Origin of the sequence: Achromobacter spanius (assembly GCF_002966795.1) — a bacterium.
In the GTDB taxonomy this organism is placed as follows: domain Bacteria; phylum Pseudomonadota; class Gammaproteobacteria; order Burkholderiales; family Burkholderiaceae_B; genus Achromobacter; species Achromobacter spanius_D.
In genome coordinates this window covers 1,177,191-1,191,729 of sequence record NZ_CP023270.1, presented here as the reverse complement: position 1 = coordinate 1,191,729, position 14,539 = coordinate 1,177,191, and the positions used below count along the sequence as shown (strand labels likewise).

Sequence of the window (14,539 nt, the reverse complement as noted above, 5' to 3'; positions counted from 1 at the left end):
ACATGACCGCAAGCACCCGAGACATCGTGCTGTCGGTGGAAGGCTTAAAGACCTGGTTCCACAGCCGCGACGGCATCGCCAAATCGGTGGACGGCGTCACCTTCGACCTGGCCCGCGGCGAAACGCTGGCCATCGTCGGCGAATCCGGTTCCGGCAAGTCCGTGACCAGCCTGTCCATCATGGGCCTCTTGCCCAAGCCGGCGGGCCGCATCGAGGCCGGCAAGATCCTGTTCCGCGACCGCCAGGGCGTGCAGCACGACCTGGCGCACGCGACGCCCGCCACGCTGCAACGCATCCGCGGCGCCGAGATCGCGATGATCTTCCAGGAGCCCATGACCAGCCTGAACCCGCTGTACACCGTGGGCGATCAGATTGCCGAGGCAGTGCTGCAACACGAAGGCGGCTCGCGCGCGGCGGCATTGAAGCGCGCCCGCGAGATGCTGGAGCGCGTGGAGATCCCGGCGGCCGACCGCCGCGTCAACGAATACCCGCACCAGATGTCGGGCGGCATGCGCCAGCGCGTGATGATCGCGCTGGCCCTGGCGTGCAACCCCGCGGTGCTGATCGCTGACGAGCCCACGACGGCGCTGGACGTGACGGTGCAGGCGCAGATCCTGGACCTGCTGCGCCGCCTGCAGGCCGAGATGAACATGAGCATCCTCTTCATCACGCACAACCTGGGCGTGGTGGCCGAGATCGCGCATCGCGTGGCCGTCATGTATGCCGGCCGCGTGGTCGAGGACGCCGGCGTCTACGACCTGTTCGAAAAGCCCACGCATCCCTACACGCGCGGCCTGCTGTCCTGTCTGCCGACGGCCGCGCTGCTGGCGTCGGGCGAACGTCTTCGCGCCATTCCGGGCAACGTGCCCAGCGTGCTGTCGCTGCCGCCCGGCTGCACGTTTGCGCCGCGCTGCCCGCTGGCCGCGGACGACTGCCGCGCCGGCGTGCCCGACCTGGTGACGGTGCAGGCCGAACACCGCGCCCGCTGCATCAAGGTGAATCAGATATGACGAGCATTCCGACTCCCCACGCCGCCGAGCCGCTGGTGCGCATCGACGACCTGAAGGTCCACTTTCCGACCTCGCAGGCGCGCAATGCCCCTGTCGTGCGCGCCGTGGACGGCGTGAGCTTCGATGTGCCGCGCAACACCATCGTCGGCCTGGTGGGCGAATCCGGTTCCGGCAAGACCACGACCGGGCGCGCGCTGCTGCGCCTGTTTGCGCCCACCGCCGGCCGCATCGTGTTCGACGGGCAGGACATCACCACGCTCAACGAAAAGCAGATGCTGCCGTGGCGCCGCCGCATGCAGATCGTGTTTCAGGACCCGTACGCCAGCCTGAATCCGCGCATGACGGTGGCCGAGATCCTGGGCGAGGCGCTGGACACGCACAAGCTGGCGCAGAACCGCCGCGCCGAGCGGATCGGCGAACTGCTTGAGCGCGTGGGCCTGAACGCGGACCACAGCCGCCGCTATCCGCATGAGTTCTCCGGCGGCCAGCGCCAGCGCATCGGCATTGCGCGCGCGCTGGCGGTGGAACCCGATTTCATCGTGGCCGACGAGCCGGTGTCCGCACTGGACGTGTCGGTGCAGGCGCAGGTGCTGAACCTGCTGCAGGACCTGCAGCGCGACCTGGGCCTGACCATGCTGTTCGTGGCGCACGACCTGGCCGTGGTGGATTACCTGTGCGACGACGTGGTGGTGATGTACCTGGGCCGCGTCATGGAGCGCGGGCCGACCAGCGAGGTCTACGCCCGCCCCCGCCATCCCTACACGCGCGCGCTGCTGTCCGCCGCGCCCGTGCCGGATCCGCGCGCGCCGCGTTCGCGTATCCTCCTGAAGGGCGATATCCCGAGCCCGGTGAACCCGCCATCCGGCTGCGTGTTCCGCACGCGCTGCCCGCACGCCATCGACGCCTGTGCCGCGGCCGTGCCGCCGGCCGTCGGCGTCAGCGCGGACCACTACGTGTCCTGCATCCGCCTCGACGATCCCGCGCTCGCGGCCTGAGCCCGCCCGAATTGATCCAGGAATCACACATGAACATCATCCGCGACATCGTCTTCCAGATACGCAGTCGGCGGGACGCATTGAGCGTGACCGAACGCAAGGTGGCCGACGCCATTCTGGACGACATCATCTGGAGCGCAAGCGCCACCGTGGACCAGCTTGCGGCCAAGGCCGGCGTCAGCATCGCCACCATTTCGCGCTTTGCGCGCACGGTCGGCTGCGACGACACGCGCGACCTGAAGATGAAGCTGGCGCAGGCCAGCACGGTGGGCAGCCGGTTCCTGGATCCCAGCGCCCCGGCCGAGGAAAGCACGTTTTACGCCCGCATCTACGCCGACATCGAAAGCACGCTGCGCGCGCACCTGCCCGCATTCACCGAGCAGCTCTTTGAAGCGGCCGCGTCCATCGTCGATGGGGCGCGCATGATCTACGTCTTCGGCATGGGCGGCGCGTCGGCGGTGCTGGCGCAGGAAGTGCAGTCGCGCCTGGTGCGGCTGGGCTATCCCATCGCCGTCTACAGCGACGCCGTGCTGCTGCGCATGGTGGCGGCCACGCTGGACGAGCGCGATGCGGTGCTGGTGCTGTCCGCATCGGGCCTCACGCCTGAAATCGTGGGCGCGGCGCGCATCGTGAAGCAGTACCGCGCGCGCATCGTTGCCATCACGGATGCATCGTCCGAACTGGCCAAACTGGCCGACGTGGTGCTGCCGATCCGCACCGACGAGACCGACTTCATCTACAAGCCCTCCGCCTCGCGCTACGCGATGATGCTGGCCATCGACCTGCTGTCGACCGAACTGGCCATGCTGAACCAGGAAGAAAACCGCGAACGCCTGCGCCGCATCAAGCTGGCGCTGGACGAGCACCGCGGCGGGCCGAACCGCCTGCCGCTGGGCGATTGATCTGGAAACCAAGATGTACGACACCCTCATAGGCAACGTCCGGATCCTGGACGGCTCCGGCGGCCCGGAAATCCGCGCCAGCGTGGCGCTGGAAGGCGGCCGCATTGCCGCCATCGGCGACCTGCCCGGCGCTCCCGCGCGCCAGATCATCGACGGCACCGACCTGGCGCTGGCCCCCGGCTTCATCGACGTCCACACCCACGACGACACCACCGTCATCCGCACGCCGGACATGCTGCCCAAGCTGTCGCAGGGCGTGACGACCGTGGTCGTGGGCAATTGCGGCATCAGCGCCTCGCCGGTCACGCTGCGCGGCGATCCGCCCGACCCGATGAACCTGCTGGGCAAGCGCGAGGACTTCCGCTATGCCACCTTTGCCGACTACACCCGCGCCATCGAGGCCGCCCGGCCCGCTGTGAACGTGGCCGCGCTGGTCGGGCATACCGCCTTGCGCAGCAATCACATGGATCGGCTCGACCGGGCGGCGACGCGCGACGAGGTGTTGGCGATGCGCGAGCAATTGCGCGACGCGCTGGCGCACGGCGCGATCGGACTGAGCACCGGCCTGGCCTACGCGTCCGCGTTCGAGGCGGACACGGCCGAGGTCAAGCTGCTGGCCGAGGCCCTGGACGAGTTCGGCGCGCTGTACACGACGCATCTGCGTTCGGAATTCGCCGCCATCCTGGAGGCCATGCAGGAAGCCTTCGACATCGCCGCGCACGCACGTGTGCCGGTCGTGGTGTCGCACCTGAAATGCGCGGGCGCCGGCAACTGGGGCCGCACGAAAGAAGTGCTGTTCGCGCTGGAAAACGCAGGGCGAATGCAGCACGTGGGTTGCGACTGCTACCCGTATTCGGCCAGTTCGTCGACGCTGGATTTGAAGCAGGTCACGGACGAATTCGACATCGACATCACGTGGTCCGAGCCGCACCCGGAGCAGGCGCGACGCAAGCTCGCGGCCATTGCGGCCGATTGGGGCGTGACGCTGCTGGAGGCAGCCCAACGGCTGCAACCGGCCGGCGCGGTGTATCACAACATGCACGAGGACGACGTGCGCCGCGTGCTGTCGCACCCCCTGACCATGGTGGGGTCGGACGGCCTGCCGAACGATCCGATGCCGCATCCGCGGCTGTGGGGCGCCTTCCCGCGCGTGCTGGGTCATTACAGCCGGGACGTGGGCCTGTTTCCGCTGGCCCAGGCCGTGCACAAGATGACCGGCCTGTCCGCCGCCCGCTTCGGCCTGGCCGAGCGCGGCTTCGTGCGCGAGGGTTATCACGCGGATCTGGTGTTGTTCAACCCCGACACCGTCATCGACAGCGCCACCTTTGCCGCGCCCGTGCAGACCGCGGCGGGCATCCAGGCGGTGTGGGTCAACGGCGTCCTGTCGTACCGCAAGGGCCAGGCCACCGGCGAGCGCGCCGGCCGCTGGCTACCGCGCAGCGGCGACCTGCGCGCGTCTTACCCCGATCTTTCGGCCGCCTGACCGCGGCGGCTTCCGGACATCTTCAAGGAGAACCATCCCATGAGCGCTACCCCCACTCCCGACAACAACGGCATCACCCGCTACGGCGTGGCCGGCGGCACCGGCCAGGGCGGCTCGCACATGCCCTTCGCCCGCGCCGTCGCCGCCGACGGCTGGCTGTATGTGTCCGGCCAGGTGCCGATGGACAACGGCGAAGTGATCGAAGGCGGCATCGTCGCGCAAAGCCACAAGGCCATCCAGCAGGTGCTGGCGATCCTGCAGGAAGCCGGCTACGGCCCCGAACACGTCGTGCGCTGCGGCGTCTGGCTGGACGACGCGCGTGACTTTGCGTCGTTCAACAAGGTGTTCAAGGAATACTTCGGCGCCAATCCGCCAGCGCGTGCCTGCGTGCAGTCGAGCCTGGTGGTGGATGCGAAAGTGGAAGTCGACTGCGTAGCGTATAAGCGCCCCTGACACGCAGGCAGGTGTCTGACACCCCTGCGATGCCGGCCCAAGCTGACGACCGTCTCACACGGGTGTCAGACACCGGGTTCATTGCACGGCCGCCGCCAGACACCGCATCTAAAACAAAAAATGCCCGGTTCCCCGGGCATTCTGCATTGGCCAGCGCCAAGTCCGCGCTACATCTTCACCACATCCACGCCCTTGGGCGCGGTGAACTGGAATTCCTTGGCGGGCAGTTGCGGGTTGGCCTGGATGCCTGACAGGTCGACGCGGGTGGTCTGGCCGAACGAATCCAGCAGTTCCACGCGCACGGGCAGGTTGTTCTTCATGCCGATGTCCACGCGCGAAAAACCGGCGTCGGCGGTGCGCGGCTTGGCGCGCAACCAATCCACGCCATCCTTGGCAGGCAGCGCGGACACGTCGAAGCTCTGCTCCAGCGATCCCGAGCCAAAGAGAATGGCCGCAGGCGAGGTGCCGATAGCCGCGTCGACCTTGCGCTCGGTGACCTGCGCCAGGTCGGGGTCAAACTGAAACACCTGCCGGCCGTCGGATATGACGAGCTGCTCGTAAGGCTTTTGCACGGCCCACTTGAACTTGCCGGGACGCTGGAACGAGAACACCCCGGTCTGCGCGGGCTGCGTCCGGCCCTGATCGTTCACGGTGTACTGCGAGAACGACCCGGTGGCCGACGTGACCGTGGTCACGAAGGCGCGTAATTGCTCCTGCGCGCTGGCGGCCAGCGCCACGGCCGGAACCAGCGCCGGAGTCAGGCCCAGGACCGCGACAGCGGCCAGGCGTCGAAACGTCTTCATCATGCTTCCTCTCGGGCGGCGGCTGCGGGAACCAGGATCTCGCGGTTCCCATTGGATTGCATCGCCGACACCATACCCGATTGCTCCATCTGCTCGAGTAACCGGGCTGCACGGTTGTAACCAATGCGCAGATGACGCTGGACCAGCGAGATCGACGCGCGGCGATGCTTGAGCACGACTTCGCAAGCCTGGTCGTACATCGGGTCGGACTCCGCGTCCCCGCCGATGCCCGTGACGCTGCTGGCGCCCTCGGCCCCGTCGCCGTCCAGGCCGCCTTCCAAGAGGCCCTCGACATAGTTGGGCTCGCCCTGCGCCTTCAGACTTTCGACCACGCGATGGACTTCGTCGTCGCTGCAGAACGCGCCGTGCACGCGCACCGGCAGGCCGGTGCCCGGCGGCATGTACAGCATGTCGCCCTGACCCAGCAGCGTTTCCGCACCCATCTGGTCAAGAATGGTGCGCGAGTCGATCTTGGACGACACCTGGAACGCAATGCGGGTGGGGATGTTTGCCTTGATCAGGCCGGTGATCACGTCCACGCTGGGACGCTGGGTGGCCAGGATGAGGTGGATGCCCGCCGCGCGCGCCTTCTGCGCCAGCCGAGCGATAAGTTCTTCGATCTTCTTGCCCACGACCATCATCAGGTCGGCCAGCTCGTCGATGACGACAACGATGGTCGGCAGCGGCGACAGGGGCTCGGGCTGGTCCGGCGTCAGCGAGAACGGATTGGGAATCGGCTCTTCGCGCTTGATCGCGTCGCGGATCTTGGTGTTGTAGCCGGCCAGGTTGCGCACGCCCATCTTGCTCATGAGGCGATAGCGCTTTTCCATTTCGCCCACGCACCAGTTCAGCGCGTTGGACGCCTGCCGCATGTCGGTGACGACCGGCGCCAGCAGATGGGGGATGCCTTCGTAGACGCTCATTTCGAGCATCTTGGGGTCGATCAGGATCAGGCGGGTGTGCGAGGCGTCGGCCTTGTACAGCAGCGACAGGATCATGGCGTTGATCCCGACGGACTTGCCCGAACCGGTCGTGCCTGCCACCAGCAGGTGAGGCATCTTGGCCAGATCGGCCACCACCGGATTGCCGGCGATGTCCTTGCCCAGCGCCATGGTCACGACGGAATGGCTGGCGTGATAGGTCTGCGAACCCAGGATCTCGGACAGGCGCACCATCTGGCGGCGCGGATTGGGCAATTCCAGGCCCATCAGGTTTTTGCCGGGAATCGTTTCAACCACGCGGATGCTGACCAGGCTGAGCGCCCGCGCCAGATCCTTGGCCAGATTGACGATCTGGCTGCCCTTCACGCCGGTGGCCGGTTCGATTTCGTAGCGGGTGATGACCGGACCGGCCTGTGCCGCGACCACGGTGACCGACACGCCGAAGTCGGCCAGCTTCTTTTCGATCAGGCGGGACGTGAACTCGATGGTCTCGGCCGAGACGGTTTCCTGGTTGTTCAGGGGCGGATCGAGCAGGCTGATGGCCGGCAGATCGCCTTCTGCGCCGCCGGTGGGCGGGAAGAACAGCGATTGCTGCTTTTCCTTTTCGACACGTTCGGACTTGGGCACCACGGTAATGGCCGGCTCAATCCGCACCGGCTGCTCGTGCACCAGCTTTTCCTGCTTGGCGACGACCTGCTCGGTGCGCACGGCCTTGGCGACTTCGCCGACCTTGCGGTCCTGGCGCGCGGTATAGGAATTGCGCATCTTGCGGACCAGGCCTTCCAGCCAGGAACCGACACGCTCGGCCACCGCCAACCACGAGAACGAGAAGAACAGGCTGAGCCCGATCGCGAGCATGACCAGGAAGGCCAGCGTGGCGCCGGTAAAGCCGATGCTGCTGCCGATCAGGCCGGCCAGCATCTGGCCGATGACCCCGCCGGCGCCGCTGGCCGTTTCCGAGGCGCCCGGCAGATGCGTGCCGCGGCTGGCCAGGCGCAGGGCTTCCATGCCCAGCGAGCCCACCATCAGCAGAAAGAAGCCAATGCCCTCTTCCCAGTGGACGCGCGGCAGCACTTCGGGCTGTTTGCTATTGGCCACGCGCAACTGCGCGGCCAGCCGGCGGTAGCCTGCCCGCACGCGGTGCAGCAGCAGGATGACCCACCACCAGGCGGAAAAACCGAATAGATAGAGGAGGATGTCCGCCAGATAGGCGCCCAGGCGTCCCCCCTGGTTGCGCACGACATCGCCCGGAACCGAGTGCGACCAGCCAGGGTCGGACGCGCTCCAGGTGGCGAGCACCAGGGTAAGCCAGGCCGCCAGGGCGGCAAATAGGATCCAGCGGGCTTCGCGCAGCAACGCGGAAATGCGCGTTTGCAGCGGCGAAGGTCCGTTGCGGGTGTTGCGCGAGGCGCGCGGAGAAGCAGTCGAGATACGCGGCATGCGGCTCATTATAATTGGGCGTTACCCTAAAGATACCTGCCCATGTCCACGCCTACGCACGCTAAAGTTTTGATACTCGGTTCCGGCCCCGCCGGTTACACGGCGGCCGTCTATGCGGCACGCGCCAATCTTAACCCTGTTCTTGTTACAGGTTTGGCCCAAGGCGGCCAGCTCATGACCACCACGGATGTCGACAATTGGCCGGCCGACGCGGATGGCGTGCAGGGCCCCGACCTGATGCAGCGCTTCCAGAAGCACGCCGAACGCTTCAACACCGAGATGCTGTTCGACCACATCGCCAAGGTCGACCTGTCCAAGCGTCCCTTCACCTTGACCGGCGACACCGGCAAGATCTACACCTGCGACGCCCTGATCATCGCGACCGGCGCCTCGGCCAAATACCTGGGCCTGCCGTCCGAACAGTCCTTCATGGGCCGCGGCGTGTCGGGCTGCGCCACCTGCGACGGCTTCTTCTACCGCAACCAGGACGTGGTCGTGGTGGGCGGCGGCAATACCGCCGTCGAGGAAGCCCTCTACCTGTCCAACATCTGCCGCAAGGTCACCCTGATCCACCGCCGCGACAAGTTCCGCGCCGAGCCCATCCTGGTCGACAAGCTGATGAGCAAGGTCGAAAACGGCAACATGGAGCTCAAGGTCTTCCACACGCTGGAAGAAGTGCTGGGCGACGACAGCGGCGTGACCGGCGTGCGTGTCCGCCACGTGGACACCGGCGCCACCGAAGACATGGCCGTCACCGGCGCGTTCATCGCCATCGGCCACCAGCCCAACACGGAAATCTTCCAGGGCCAGCTCGACATGAAGGACGGCTACATCGTCACCAAGAGCGGCCTGTCCGGCATGGCCACCATGACCTCCGTGCCCGGCGTGTTTGCCGCCGGCGACGTGCAGGATCACGTCTACCGTCAGGCCATCACCAGCGCCGGCACGGGCTGCATGGCCGCCCTGGACGCCCAACGGTGGTTGGAGAATGCGGGGCAGTAAGGTCGGCGTGGCCGACCTGAAACGCCTGAAGAAAGACCTGCAGGAAGAGCGCGAGCGCGCCGCCCTTGCCTCGCAACGGGCGGCGGCAGCGCCGGCGCGCGCCGCATCGCCCCCCGAGGACGATCTGGCGGCGTTCAAGCGCTCGATGAAGTCCGTCACGCCGATCCGGCACGCGGAACGCGTCACGCACAAGCCCGCCGCGGAACCCGCGCCGGCCCTGCGCCGCGCCAACGCGCTGGGCGAAACGCCCAACCGCGCCGATGCCGGCGTGTCGGACGGCGGCGAGATCACGCATCTGCTGTCCGAAGGCGGCACCGCCTTCGTGCGCGGCGACGTGGCGCCCGACACCGCGCGCAACCTGCGCCGCGGCCAATGGCGCGCGGGGGCCGAACTCGACCTGCACGGGCTGCGTGTCGAACAGGCCCGCCACGCCCTGCTGTCGTTCCTGGACGAATGCCAGGAACACGGCATCCGCTGCGTGCGCATCGTGCACGGCAAGGGATACAACTCGGAAGGCCTGGAGCCGGTCCTGAAGGACAAGGCGCGCACCTGGCTGGTCCAGAAGGCCGAGGTCATGGCGTTTTCCGAGGCCCCGGAACGCGAAGGCGGCGCCGGCGCCCTGCTGGTGTTGCTGCGGCAGTCTGAGGGCCCGCGCAAATGAAATGGGTCTACCTGGGCGTGGCGATCGTCGCGGAGATCTTCGCCACCAGCGCACTCAAGGGTTCCGAAGGCTTCACGCGGCTCGTGCCGTCCGTGATCACCGTCTTCGGCTACCTGATCTCGTTCTATTTCCTGTCGCTGACGTTGCGTGAGATCCCCGTGGGCATTGCCTACGCGATCTGGTCCGGCGTCGGCATCGTGCTGATCTCCATCGTGGGCGCGGTGCTGTTCAAGCAGCACCTGGACACCCCTGCGCTCATCGGCATCGGCCTCATCATCGCCGGCGTGGTGGTGATGAACGTCTTCTCCAAATCCGTCTCGCATTGACGGCCGTCTTCGCGGTCCTCGCGCGGTGTTTCCTGGCGCAGGGCCTCCTGCGCCGCGCGCTTGCCGTCTGCCTGTGCCTGGCCGGGCTGTTCTCGGGCAGCGCCTCCGCCCAGGACTTTGACCGCGCGGCCGAGCTCAAGCGCTACCGGACCTGGCTGGCCGTCTTCACGCAGGACATGGACCGGCTGGCCGCCGCGCGCGGCCCGTTGAACGACGCGCAGCTCGATGCGATGTTCGTCAAATCCGTGGTGCCCGGCTCGCGAGCCGCCGGCTTCATCCGGCAGGCCTTCACCCGCCGCTCCGGCGACGGCGACTACCGCGCGGAACACGGACTGCGCCCGGTCTTCATGTGCGTGCTGGCCAGCGGCATTCCCGCCGGCCAAGGCGGCACGTATCCGGAAGCCGATGCCGCGTTCAAGGGCACGGATCTGACCGTCTGGTATCTGCACGTGGACGTTGGCGACATGACCAACACCTATCTGCTGTCGTCCGGCCACTTCACCCCCTACCGGCTGCCGCCTGCCGGCACGTTCGAACGCAAGGCCTATCCCTTCCTGCTGATGGAGTCCCGCGAAGGGGCGCTGAGGCTGGGCGGTGTCAGCGCCGAGCTGTGGGGCCTCGTTGCATGGCTGCACAATGCCGCGAACTGATTGTGTCCTGCGCCTGCTTGCCCTTGCCGCGCTGTCCGCGGCGCCCGGGCTTGCGCTGGCCCTCTGCCAGCCGCTCGCCGCAGGCGACAGGCTGACCGTCATCGCCGATGTCCGGCTCGACGAAACCAACACGTTGCTGGGCAAGGACGGTTCCCGCATCCGGAGCTGGCTGCCGCCCGTCCAGGTGACGGACGGCCCGCGCGCCACGCCCGTCATCTGGGCCGAACACGTGGACTGGTCCGTCTATGCGGCCGAACCCGGCGCGCGGATTGGCGTCACCCTGCTGCGCTTCGAGCGCGTCGGGGACGGCAGCCAGCATCTTTGCGGCATCGCCCAATACAGCCTGCGCACAGTCGAAGAGGCGCGCGCCAACCCCGGCCCCACCCTGCCGATGCCGGACAACGAAACGCGCTTTCGCTACGACGCGGCCGGCAGGCTGACCGGTTACGACCTCCGCTCGCGCGCCCGGGACGGCCGCGAGAATCGCCCGGTCCGGCATTGTCTGCGTTACGACGCCAATGGCTGGCTGGCGGAACTGGCCGACGGCGCCTGCGACGGCGCCACGCGTCCGCAAGTGCGCTACGTGCATGACACCGCGGGCCGCCTCTCGCGGACAATCCGCCACGCGCCCGAAACCGGCGAAGCGAACGAGGTCATCGTGCATGACACAAAAGGCGGAACCGCCCAACGCTTCCTGCGGCCGGTCCGCGAAACCGAAGACGGTCTGGGCGCGCAGGCAGCATTGCCGTACCGCGCCGTTCAGGGCGAACACCCGATCCTGGTGCTGCCCGGCCCCGGCTGGAAACCGCCGGCGCTGGACTCCTACCACTACGACTGGGCCATCGTGCAGCCGCGTGGCGACGCCGATGTCTACGACGCCAAGCGCGATCCGTCGTCCGTGCTGGCCAGCGGCAACAGCGGCGCCAATGGGCGCTTCGACCTTACCGCCGACGCCCGCCAACGTATCTGGACGGCAGCGGGCCGCGCGCCCGGCGGTGTGCAGTGGCTATGGGCGCCGGGTCAGGTCCTGACGCTGCTGCAGGCCATGCCCGACGCCGCCTGGGCAGCCTGCGCCGATCCCGAAGACCGCCGCCCGGCCGCCTGCCCCGCGCCCTAGGTGTTGTCCGGCTGCGGGTGACGCGCGTCCGGATTGCGCAGGTAATCCACCAGCGCCAACGTGGCCCGATCGGGCGGCGGCGTCAGCAGCGACACCACCACGATCGTCAGAAACGCCACCGGCGCACCGAACACCCCGGCCGCGATGGGCTGAATGCCCCACCACAGATCCACAGGCTGCGTGCGCGCGATGCCCAGCACCGATTCCCGCAGCCACGGATGCGTGTGCGTCATGTAGGCGAACGTCACGGCCAGCCCGGCCGCCATGCCCAGCGTGGCGCCCCATTTGTTCGCGCGCCGCCAGAACACGCCCATGACCAGCGCCGGAAAGAATGACGAGGCCGCGAACGAAAACGCCGCCGACACCATGAACAGGATGTCCGCGGGCTTGCGGGCCGCGACCCACGCCGCGCCAAACGCCACCACCAGCAGCAGGATTTTGGACACCATGACCCGCCGCGCCGCCGACATGCGCGGCGACACGACGCGGTACCACATGTCGTGCGACAGGGAATTGGACAGCGTCAGCAACAGGCCGTCGGCCGTGGACAGCGCCGCCGCCAGCCCGCCCGCAGCAACAAGCCCCGAAATCACGTAGGGCAGCCCGCCGATCTCTGGCATGGCCAGCACCACGACGTCCGCCCCCATGCTGATTTCGCTGAGCTGCACGACGCCATCGCGGTTGATGTCGCTGACGTCGAGCAGGTTGGTGTCGACCGCGCTCCAGGCATGCACCCAGTTGGGCAGGCTTAGAAAATTCGAGCCCACGACCTGGGTATAGATCTCGAACTTGACCAGCAGCGCCAGCGCGGGCGCCATGAAATACAGCAGCAGAATGAACAGCAGCGACCAGCACACCGATTTGCGCGCCTCGATGACGGACGGCGTCGTGTACGAGCGCATCAGGATGTGCGGCATGCCGGCCGTGCCCAGCATCAGGCACAGCACCATCGCCAGGAAGTTGATGCGCATGTTGCTGCGTTCCTCGGGGTCCTTCGCGGGGAACGGTTCGGCATGCGGCGTGGGCGGCGCGGCCCGGGCCTCGAAGGTTGCCTTGGCTTGCGACCACGTGGCCCGCGCATCCTCGACGGTGGGCGGGTAGGCGGCCAGTTCGCGCTCGGCCGACCGGATCTCGACCATGGGCGCATCGCCCGCGTTCAACTGGGCCAGCCGGCTGCGCAGCTTGTCCTTTTCCAGCGTCCAGGACTCGGGCAGCGCCTGCAGACGGCGCCCCATTTCATCGGCGCGCTGCTGCCAGATGCCGCGCACCTCGATCTCGGAGGGATCGTTCTGCAGGTAGACCTCTTTTTCGGTCACCTGCTGCAGCACCGCCCCGCCCGACAGTTGCGGCAGCGGCATGTTGGTGTGTTTGACCGACAGCCAGATCACCGGCACGAGATACGCGATGACCAGGATGATGTACTGCCCGACCTGCGTCCACGTCACGGCCCGCATGCCGCCCAGGAACGAACACACCAGCATCCCGCCCAGCGCCACGAAGATGCCCAGTTCGAACGAAATCCCCGTCATGCGCGTGGTGATGATGCCCACGCCGTAGATCTGCGCGACCAGATAGGTGAACGAACAGAGGATGGCGCACGCCACGCCGGCCAGCCGCGGCAGGTTGCCGCCATAGCGCGCGCCCATGAAATCGGGAATGGTGTACTGGCCAAAGCGCCGCAGATACGGCGCCAGCAGCATCGCCACCAGCACGTACCCGCCCGTCCAGCCCAGGATGTAGGCCAGCCCGCCGTAGCCGGTCAGGTACAGCGTGCCCGCCACGCCGATGAAGGACGCCACCGACATCCAGTCGGCCGCCGTGGCCATGCCGTTGTAGATGGCCGGCACGCGCCGGCCCGCGACGTAGTATTCGACCTGATCCGAGGTGCGGCAGACGATGCCGATGCCGGCGTACAGGCTGACGGTGACCAGCAGGAAAACGTAGCCGATCCAGTTGCGCGGCATGCCCAGGATCTCGGCCAGCGCCATCAGCAGGATCATCAGCGCGAACCCGGCCGTGTACAGCACGTAGATGCGCCGCAGCCGGATGCGGAATTCCTGGGGCGTATCGCCGCTGAAAAACGGCATCAGGGCTGCTCCCCGGTTTCGTCGGCGCGCTCATCGGCGCGATTCATGACCCGGGCGTAGACGGCGATGATGATCAGGTAGGCCAGCGGAGCGCCATAGGCAGCCATCCAGAAGGCGAAGGGCCAGCCGATGAAGTCGAAGGACAGGCTGCGTGCGAAGTACGAGGGGACGAAGGTCAGCGCGGCCCAGACGACGAGCAGCAGCACGATCAGCCGCAGGTTGCGGCGCCAGTAAGGCGTAATGGATGTCCGGGACGGAGTGACGCGCGTTTGCGGCATAGCGTGGATAAGCAGATCCCATCTGAATATCGCCAAACGCAGCGCTTGAAAAGCCCTGAAGCTTGATTTGCCGGCTTTTTATGCGACAACGGCTGGCACTTCCTGGTGCCAGCCGTTGTGCGTTTGCTTTTTTTGAGTACTGCTTTACTTTTTTTATGTACCGGTGCCGCCGGTATTTGCCCATGCAGGGCTTTGTCTCCTCACCTGCATGGGAAGAGATTCTGCACCAGATGCGGGAATGCCACACTAGGGGAATGCCCTAAGACGGAGCATTCATTTACATATTCCGTGCACCATATAAGTGCATTTTGGGGCCGCCGTACTAAATATTGGGATTTTTCGCTGAAAACCGCCCGGCGGATGCCCTAATTCTTGAGCGCTGCTCAAATAG

General features: G+C 67.0%; 14 protein-coding genes. 10 read left to right on the top strand and 4 right to left on the bottom strand.

Features of this window, described 5'->3' with window-relative positions; genetic code table 11:
- The first annotated feature begins 2 nt into the window (after positions 1-2).
- The 5 genes from CLM73_RS05320 to CLM73_RS05300 are packed head-to-tail and all read left to right on the top strand — an operon-like array spanning position 3 to position 4,843.
- The gene (locus tag CLM73_RS05320) at positions 3-1,010 is read left to right on the top strand and encodes an ABC transporter ATP-binding protein (RefSeq protein ID WP_105237609.1); all 1,008 of its coding nucleotides are present in this window, start codon (positions 3-5) and stop codon (positions 1,008-1,010) included.
- The gene (locus tag CLM73_RS05315) at positions 1,007-2,005 is read left to right on the top strand and encodes an ABC transporter ATP-binding protein (protein ID WP_105237608.1); all 999 of its coding nucleotides are present in this window, start codon (positions 1,007-1,009) and stop codon (positions 2,003-2,005) included. Before CLM73_RS05320 ends, CLM73_RS05315 begins: the two co-directional genes overlap by 4 nt.
- Before the next feature lie 29 nt (positions 2,006-2,034).
- Positions 2,035-2,907: a MurR/RpiR family transcriptional regulator gene (locus CLM73_RS05310; protein WP_056568637.1), complete on the top strand. Its 873-nt coding sequence runs from the start codon at positions 2,035-2,037 to the stop codon at positions 2,905-2,907.
- A gap of 13 nt (positions 2,908-2,920) precedes the next feature.
- Positions 2,921-4,390 carry an N-acyl-D-amino-acid deacylase family protein gene (locus tag CLM73_RS05305; RefSeq protein ID WP_105237607.1) on the top strand — a complete coding sequence of 490 codons (1,470 nt, stop codon included), beginning with the start codon at positions 2,921-2,923 and terminating at the stop codon, positions 4,388-4,390.
- A gap of 39 nt (positions 4,391-4,429) precedes the next feature.
- Complete coding sequence (locus CLM73_RS05300) at positions 4,430-4,843, top strand: RidA family protein (RefSeq protein ID WP_105237606.1); 414 nt, start codon at positions 4,430-4,432, stop codon at positions 4,841-4,843.
- A 167-nt stretch (positions 4,844-5,010) separates the two neighbouring features.
- On the opposite strand, the gene lolA is transcribed toward CLM73_RS05300, so the two are convergent.
- Together lolA and CLM73_RS05290 are read right to left on the bottom strand one after the other, a co-directional pair.
- Positions 5,011-5,646 (bottom strand): outer membrane lipoprotein chaperone LolA, encoded by a 636-nt coding sequence (lolA, locus tag CLM73_RS05295; RefSeq protein WP_199778311.1) that lies wholly within the window; start codon positions 5,644-5,646, stop codon positions 5,011-5,013.
- Entirely contained in the window at positions 5,646-8,027 is a 2,382-nt protein-coding gene (locus tag CLM73_RS05290) for a DNA translocase FtsK (RefSeq protein ID WP_105237604.1), read from the bottom strand. Before CLM73_RS05290 ends, lolA begins: the two co-directional genes overlap by 1 nt.
- Positions 8,028-8,069: 42 nt before the next feature.
- Between CLM73_RS05290 and trxB the strand changes: the two genes are divergently transcribed.
- The 5 genes from trxB to CLM73_RS05265 are packed head-to-tail and all read left to right on the top strand — an operon-like array spanning position 8,070 to position 11,783.
- Positions 8,070-9,029 carry a thioredoxin-disulfide reductase gene (gene trxB, locus CLM73_RS05285; protein ID WP_105237603.1) on the top strand — a complete coding sequence of 320 codons (960 nt, stop codon included), beginning with the start codon at positions 8,070-8,072 and terminating at the stop codon, positions 9,027-9,029.
- Positions 9,016-9,690, top strand: coding sequence for a Smr/MutS family protein (locus CLM73_RS05280; RefSeq protein WP_105237602.1), 675 nt, complete (start codon positions 9,016-9,018; stop codon positions 9,688-9,690). Before trxB ends, CLM73_RS05280 begins: the two co-directional genes overlap by 14 nt.
- Positions 9,687-10,016, top strand: coding sequence for a DMT family transporter (locus CLM73_RS05275; RefSeq protein WP_105237601.1), 330 nt, complete (start codon positions 9,687-9,689; stop codon positions 10,014-10,016). The genes CLM73_RS05280 and CLM73_RS05275 overlap by 4 nt, the downstream gene beginning before the upstream one ends.
- The gene (locus tag CLM73_RS05270) at positions 10,013-10,666 is read left to right on the top strand and encodes a hypothetical protein (RefSeq protein ID WP_234015813.1); all 654 of its coding nucleotides are present in this window, start codon (positions 10,013-10,015) and stop codon (positions 10,664-10,666) included. Before CLM73_RS05275 ends, CLM73_RS05270 begins: the two co-directional genes overlap by 4 nt.
- Positions 10,653-11,783, top strand: coding sequence for a hypothetical protein (locus CLM73_RS05265; protein WP_105237600.1), 1,131 nt, complete (start codon positions 10,653-10,655; stop codon positions 11,781-11,783). The genes CLM73_RS05270 and CLM73_RS05265 overlap by 14 nt, the downstream gene beginning before the upstream one ends.
- On the opposite strand, the gene CLM73_RS05260 is transcribed toward CLM73_RS05265, so the two are convergent.
- Entirely contained in the window at positions 11,780-13,870 is a 2,091-nt protein-coding gene (locus tag CLM73_RS05260; protein WP_105237599.1) for a sodium:solute symporter family protein, read from the bottom strand. The genes CLM73_RS05265 and CLM73_RS05260 overlap by 4 nt on opposite strands.
- Entirely contained in the window at positions 13,870-14,148 is a 279-nt protein-coding gene (locus CLM73_RS05255; RefSeq protein ID WP_105237598.1) for a DUF4212 domain-containing protein, read from the bottom strand. The genes CLM73_RS05260 and CLM73_RS05255 overlap by 1 nt, the downstream gene beginning before the upstream one ends.
- Positions 14,149-14,539: the final 391 nt, after the last annotated feature.